We start from the raw sequence: 7,195 nt of genomic DNA, 5'->3' as shown, positions 1-7,195 counted from the left end.
AAGGTCACCGGTTCGACTCCGGTAACCTCCACCACCAATAAAGGCCCGCATTACAGTGGGTCTTTTTTAGTTTATGTTGTTTACGGTATACATTTTACATTCTACCATTTTAGATCAATATTACATTGGTCAGAGTGAAGCTATGGAAGACAGACTTTTTCGGCATAATAATTCTGGAAGTAAGTCGACTAAAAAAGCGAACGACTGGTTATTGGTTTATTCAGAGGTTTTTGAAACGCGGAGTGAGGCAGTTAAAAGAGAGACTGAAATCAAAAAGAAAAAGAGCCGGAAATATATTGAGTGGCTGATCAGTTCAGTTGGTTAGCGCGTCCCGCAAGCATGCGGGAAGGTCACCGGTTCGACTCCGGTAACCTCCATAATATAAGAAAGGGTTTCAGCAAATTTGTTGAAACCTTTTTTTGTGTTCGGAGGCTGTCTCAAAAGAGCCGGTATAGAAGATATGCCACTAAGACACAGGGGCACAAAGTCCTGATCCTCTGGCTTTATTTTCTTCATGCTTAATTACTTCGTGGCAAAATATTACTTTTGAGACAGCCCCAACCGCCGTCGAACTGCATCGTCATCTGATCCTGCCCAATAATGTACAGTTACTAATATTTGTATCCCAGCCATGAAACCCCGGCGCCGGGCTAATGATACTTCATATTCCGCGGCGCTTTACTTCCGCAAAGCTGATTGATCGCGGCTGGGCGCATTTCAAATTTTCGCAGGTGGGTGGTGACACCCACCTGTAGAACCCGCTACCGGTCGGTGTCTCACCGACCGGAAAGTTGTACATGGAGCGAAAAATTGAAATACGCCCTCGCGGCTCACAGCCGATGGAATCCCGGTCTTTATTGGTATATTTGATGTGGATAATAAATGACCCAAAAGCTTACTGAATACTGCTATTCAACAGGGGACAGCATGGAGCAGGACAGGAAAATCAGGATTAAGGATATATTCGCCTGAAGTGCTGCTTTTTTATTATGAAGCATAAGTCTATTGCCATATGACGATCTGCAAAAAAACTGGATTTCTCGTATGCCTCATAGGAGGCATTGCCGCTTCTTTTCCATCCTGCGATAATGGCGGCGGTAGTAATGCTGCCGAAAAAATGCCCGATGTGGTGAGTTATAATTTTGATATCCGCCCCATTATATCCGACAAATGTTCTGCATGCCACGGCCCCGATGCCAATAAAAGAGAAGCGGGTTTGCGGATGGATGATCCCGAAAGCGCCTTTAAAGCACTGAAGGAAAACCCTAATGCCCATGCCCTGGTTGCAGGCAAGCCGGAATTGTCGCAGGCCTTTCTTCGCATAAGCACCAGTGATACGGCATTGCTGATGCCTCCGCCGTCTTCCAATTTAAAACTATCGCAGCATGAAATCAGGCTCATTGAAAAATGGATCAAACAGGGCGCCAGGTACGAAAAGCACTGGGCGTTTGTAGCACCCGTAAAGCCTGCAGTTCCTGAAGTGGAGCATACCAACTGGCCAAGGAACGAGATAGATCATTTCATTGCACAAAAAATGGAGCAAAAAGGAATGGCTCCTAACGAGATGGCCGATAAGGAAAGGTTATTAAAAAGACTTAGTCTTGATATTACCGGCTTGCCGCCCACGCTGGAAATGATGGATGCGTTTTTGGCAGACAATAGCCCTGATGCCTATGAAAAAATGGTAGACCGGTTATTGAAGGATCCCGTTTACGGAGAAAAAATGTCGCTGCACTGGCTCGACCTGGCACGGTATGCCGATTCCCATGGATACCAGGATGACGGCTACCGCACCCAATGGCCCTGGCGCGACTGGGTGATCCATGCGTTCAATAAAAACATGCATTACGATGAGTTTGTAACCTGGCAATTGGCGGGCGACCTGCTCCCCAACTCTACCAAAGAACAATTGCTGGCTACGGGCTTTAACCGCAACCATAAGATAACGGAAGAAGGCGGCGTAATTCCTGAAGAATACCGCATCATGTATGTAACAGACCGTAATGATCTTTTTGGTAAAGGGTTATTGGGTGTTACGCTGGAATGCGCGCATTGCCACGATCATAAATACGATCCCTTTTCACAAAAAGAATATTATGAGCTATTTGCTTTTTTTAATAATGTAAAAGAAGTAGGTATAGAATCGGTGATCGGCGGACCGGAAACCTATGCCAAAAAGCCTTTGATGGAGATCAGTAATGAAGATGCCAAAACCATCCTGGATTTCATCAATAAGCCCGATACCAACAGACTCATTGTGTCGGTTATGGGCGACCTTGATACGGTGCGGCCAACGCATGTCCTGCAACGCGGTGAATATGATTTGCCGGGAGAGGTAGTAGAGCCGGCAACCCCTGCCGCGATCTTACCATTTAGCGAGGCATATCCTAAGAACAGGCTGGGCTTGGCCAAATGGCTGTTTGATAAAAAGAACCCGCTTACTGCAAGAGTGTATGTAAATATATTATGGCAGGAGTTTTTTGGCAGAGGCATTGTTAAAACTTCGGGCGATTTTGGAATGCAGGGAGAGCTGCCTTCACACCCCGCATTGTTAGACTGGCTGGCTGTGGATTTTATGGAACATAACTGGGATATTAAGCGGCTGGTAAAACAAATGGTTACTTCCGCAACCTACCGCCAGTCGGCTGTTATCAGTAAAGAAAAGCTGGCAACCGATCCCGAAAATATATGGCTTGCCCGCGGGCCACGGTATCGCATACCCGCGGAGTTGATCAAAGACCTGGTATTGGCCAGCAGCGGACTGCTGAATAAAACCATAGGAGGCCCCAGTGTAAAGCCCTACCAGCCCGAAGGGTTATGGGAAGGCGCCACTTCGGGCCGGGGACTTTTATCGGTATACAAGCAGGATCATGGAGCGGCGTTGTACAGGCGGGGGATGTATACTTTAATTAAACGTACCGTGCCGCCACCCACGATGGCAATTTTTGATGCCAGCAACCGCGATATGTGTGAAGTAAAAAGGCTAAAGACCAATACGCCATTGCAGGCGCTGGTAATGATGAATGATCCTGCCGTACTGGAAGCTTCGCGGGTGCTGGCCGCTACGCTGCTGGAAGAAAAATCAGACGCCGCAGAAAAGATCAGTAAAGCTTTTCGCCTGATCGTTTGCAGGAAGCCGGCCGAAAAAGAATTAGAAGTGCTGACCAATTATTATAACAAACAGCTTAAAACGATAGAAGATCAGTCTGCTGAGAAAATGCTGGCCATAGGCGAACATCCCGTTAATGAACAGGTAGATAAAAAAGCGCTGGCGGCCATGATGCGGGTGATATCAACTATTTATAACCTGGAAGAAACGATTATGAAATCGTAGGGGAGAGGTGAAGGGTGAATAGTGAGAAGTGAAACGTGAGAGGTAAGAAAGAATCAGATCGTTATTAGTATACTTTCGCTGAAAGCTGATGGCTCATAGCTGACAGCTTAGTACGTACGTTTTAATACATGATTTATGCACAAAGAAATTATTGAACACGGGCTTACATGGAACAGGCGGCGGTTTTTATCGGCCATGAGCCTGGGTGTGGGGAGCGTGGCATTGGGCTCTTTGCTGATGCCTGATTTGTTTAAAAGTGCCGGCGCCGAAGAGGCGGGCTTACCGCCCGGTATTCCGCATTTTGCGCCCAAAGCCAAAAGGGTGATTTACCTGTTCCAGAACGGTGCTCCGTCGCAGCAGGAACTGTTCGACTATAAGCCGAAGCTCAGGGAAATGATGGGGCAGGAAATTCCTCCTTCAGTGCGGGGAACGCAAAGACTTACGGGTATGACGGCCAACCAGTCTTCTTTTCCTTTGGTGGGATCGTTTGTTGACTTTAAACAATACGGAGAATCAAGGGCGTGGGTAAGCAACCTGATGCCTTATACCGCTAAGATCGTGGATGATCTTTGCATTGTACGTTCCATGTATACCGAAGCGATCAATCACGACCCTGCGCTTACGTTTTTACAAACAGGTTCACAACAGGGCAACCGGCCCAGCATGGGTTCATGGCTGAGCTACGGACTGGGCAATGAAAATAAAAACCTGCCCAGCTTTACGGTATTGCTATCCCGTGGTGTAGGTAACGGGCAGGGAGTATATTCCAAACTCTGGTCGAATGGTTTTTTAGATTCCGTTCACCAGGGCGTGCAGTTCAGTAAAGGAGAGAACCCGGTGCTGTATCTGCGCGATCCCGAAGGAATGAACAGGAGTGAACGCCGGGAAATGCTCGATAACCTGTCTGAGTTGAATCAAATGTCGTATGCGGCGTTTGGCGACCCGGAAATAACGGCAAAAGTACAGCAATACGAAATGGCCTACCGGATGCAAACCGCTATACCGGAGGTAATGGATCTGTCGAAAGAACCGGATGACATTGTTAAGTTATACGGCCCCGATTGCCTCGTGCCCGGAACCTATGCCGCCAACTGTTTGCTGGCGCGTAAATTATCCGAGAACGGCGTTCGCTTCGTGCAATTATACCACCAGGGATGGGACCAGCATGGTAACCTTCCTTTTGAAATAGCCAAACAGGCGATGGATGTAGACCAGGCTTCAGCGGCATTGGTTACGGACTTAAAACAACGCGGACTGTTAGACGAAACGCTTGTAATATGGGGCGGGGAATTCGGCCGCACCAGCTATACGCAGGGCAGGCTTACGGCTGATAATTACGGGCGGGATCATCACCCGCGTTGCTTTACCATATGGATGGCAGGCGGCGGCATTAAGCCCGGTATGGTATATGGAGAAACCGATGAACTGGGATACAATATTATAAAAAACCCGGTGCATGTGCACGATTTCCAGGCCACTGTTCTGCACCAGTTAGGACTGAACCATGAAAAGCTGATCTTTAAGCATCTCGGCCGCAGGTACAGGCTAACGGATGTTTCAGGTGTGGTAGTCAAAGATATTATCAGTTAAGCAACTGTTTGACATACCAGGTTTAACCTTTCAATGTAACCAACCGGTTTTTAATGATGAATAAGCGTGTAAATGAATAAAAGAGTAAAGCTTTTTGCGGAACAGTTATTAATCGTATTCAATATATTCATTGCTTTCCTGCTGTTATTTGAAAACAAGCTGGAGGTGCCGGCCTGGCTGCAGCCTGTTGGCCGTATGCACCCGCTGCTGCTTCACTTTCCCATAGTGCTGCTGTTGCTGGCCTTAGCCCTCCAGTGGTATGCGGCTTCTTCCGGCCGGAGTTCCGGTAATTTTTATCCTGTGTTTTCACAAAACCTCCTGTTGTCGGGCGCTTTACTTTCAGGCGTTACAGTGGTAATGGGGCTATTCCTTTCTAAGGAAGAAGGTTACTCGGGCGATACTTTACAATGGCATAAATGGACAGGAGCAGGTATTTTTTTCCTGGCATCCCTTATATACCTGGCCGCCGGTAAATCATGGTATAAAGGGATCGTAGCGAAAGCGGCAGGCGTTGTGGCTGTGGTTTCGCTTATGCTTACGGGCCATTTCGGCGCCAGCTTAACGCACGGAGAGGATTTCATACTGCAACCACTATCTGTGTACTATGAAGCCCCTCCCGTACCCATTGACCAGGCTATTGTTTTTGATCATGTGATAAGGCCCATCTTTGAAAAAAAATGCATAAGCTGTCATAATCCCGATAAGCTGAAAGGAGAATTAATACTGGCCGATTCCGCATCCATCGTCAAAGGGGGAAAAACAGGTCAATTGTTTGTTCCGGGAAATCCCGGTATCAGCCTGCTATTAGAACGGGTACATCTTCCGTTAGAAGAGAAAAAGCATATGCCGCCCAAAGGGAAGGCTCAGCTTACTGAAAATGAAATTGCGCTGCTTACCGTATGGATAAGGAATGAAACACCTTTTACACAAAAAGTAATGGAATTACCTCCGGATGATTCTTTACGGCTGTTGGCCGCTGCTGTGCTGGAACCGGCGAAGGTACAGGAAGAGCAGTTTGATTTTGCTGCGGCTGATGAAAAAACAATTGCAAAGCTGAACACGGACTACCTTACTATTACACCATTGGCGAAAGCATCTCCTGCCTTAGAAGTGAATATTTATAACAGGGCCGCCTACACGAAAAAGCAACTGGAAGCATTAACGGAGGTCCGGAAGCAGGTTGTAGCGCTCAATCTTAATAAGCTGCCGGTTACCGATGAGGATATGAAGATCATAGGACAGTTTGAGAACCTGCGTAAGTTAGATCTGAATTTTACGGATATAACCGCAAATGGGTTGAAGGAACTGGCGCCGCTTAAGCACCTGAAGCGGTTAACGCTATCGGGCACTGGAGTAAAATATAATGAACTGAAAGCGCAGTTGCCCCTGTTTAAAAGCCTTGAAACCATTTCGGTATGGAATACGGGAATAGCGCCCGGCGAAGCCGAACAATTACAAAAAGCCTATCCTGCCATAACATTTATTAAGGGATTTACGGATGATGGAAGCAATCCGCTTAAGCTCAATCCGCCGCAAGTAGCGAATAGCAGTGTGGTATTTGACGGGCAATTGCCGCTGCAGTTGATGCACCCCATAAAAGGCGTGCAGTTGTATTATACCACGGATGGCAGTGATCCGGACAGTATACACGCCAGGTTATTTGATCCCCAAACCGTTCTCACCGAAAATACCACCATCAGGGCCAAAGCGTTTAAGGAAGGCTGGTACTCCAGCGACATAGCGGAATTTGGTTTTTTCCGGAACGCGTATATACCCGATAGTGTTCGGTTGCTTTATCCCTTAAACAGCGTTCACCAGGCAGAGGGCGCCCACACGTTCTTTAATACGAAGCTGGGTGCTATCGGCGCCAATAATCCGGCATGGGCCAATTATTTTGCCGGTGTACGCCATAATGATATGGCGTTGGTGTCTGAATTTAAACAGCCGGTTACCCTGTCTTCCGTTGGATTACATTATATGATCGAGGAAGCTACCGGCATCTATCCTCCCGCATGGGTAGAAGTTTGGGGCGGGGAAAATGAGCGCCGGATGAAGCTGCTGGTTAAAATGAAGCCGCCGCTTCCTGCCAAAGGCGATGCCCCCTCGCTGAAGCTGGTAGAAGGAAGCTTTAAACCACAAACCGTGTCATGCCTTAAAATCGTTGCCCGGCCCTATGCGGAGGGTGAGCACAAAAAGCTGCTGCTGGTAGATGAAATGTTTTTGAACTGATGTGGAAAATGCAAACACAAATGTTGCCTTAAGTTTGCGAAA

At 47.5% G+C, this 7,195-nt stretch carries 4 protein-coding genes; all 4 read left to right on the top strand.

The genetic code is table 11. The features are described from left to right. The first annotated feature begins 73 nt into the window (after positions 1 to 73). Positions 74 to 325: a GIY-YIG nuclease family protein gene (locus tag PLE34_RS21900; RefSeq protein ID WP_502875865.1), complete on the top strand. Its 252-nt coding sequence runs from the start codon at positions 74 to 76 to the stop codon at positions 323 to 325. A gap of 687 nt (positions 326 to 1,012) precedes the next feature. Beyond that, positions 1,013 to 3,334, top strand: coding sequence for a PSD1 and planctomycete cytochrome C domain-containing protein (locus tag PLE34_RS15280; protein ID WP_324558347.1), 2,322 nt, complete (start codon positions 1,013 to 1,015; stop codon positions 3,332 to 3,334). A 135-nt stretch (positions 3,335 to 3,469) separates the two neighbouring features. Then, positions 3,470 to 4,924 (top strand): DUF1501 domain-containing protein, encoded by a 1,455-nt coding sequence (locus PLE34_RS15275; RefSeq protein WP_324558345.1) that lies wholly within the window; start codon positions 3,470 to 3,472, stop codon positions 4,922 to 4,924. Between the two features lie 72 nt (positions 4,925 to 4,996). After that, positions 4,997 to 7,153, top strand: coding sequence for a c-type cytochrome domain-containing protein (locus PLE34_RS15270; protein ID WP_324558344.1), 2,157 nt, complete (start codon positions 4,997 to 4,999; stop codon positions 7,151 to 7,153). Positions 7,154 to 7,195 lie beyond the last annotated feature (42 nt).

Source organism: Agriterribacter sp. (assembly GCF_035445465.1).
Taxonomy (GTDB): domain Bacteria; phylum Bacteroidota; class Bacteroidia; order Chitinophagales; family Chitinophagaceae; genus Agriterribacter.
Note: the sequence above shows the minus strand (reverse complement) of the source record. Positions and strands in the feature narration are given on the sequence as shown.

What these genes read in the sequence shown, in the direction of transcription:
- PLE34_RS15280 (WP_324558347.1), top strand. Translation starts at nt 1,013, where the DNA reads ATGACGATCTGCAAAAAAACTGGATTTCTCGTATGCCTCATAGGAGGC.
- PLE34_RS15270 (WP_324558344.1), top strand. Translation starts at nt 4,997, where the DNA reads ATGAATAAAAGAGTAAAGCTTTTTGCGGAACAGTTATTAATCGTATTC.
- PLE34_RS15275 (WP_324558345.1), top strand. Translation starts at nt 3,470, where the DNA reads ATGCACAAAGAAATTATTGAACACGGGCTTACATGGAACAGGCGGCGG.
- PLE34_RS21900 (WP_502875865.1), top strand. Translation starts at nt 74, where the DNA reads ATGTTGTTTACGGTATACATTTTACATTCTACCATTTTAGATCAATAT.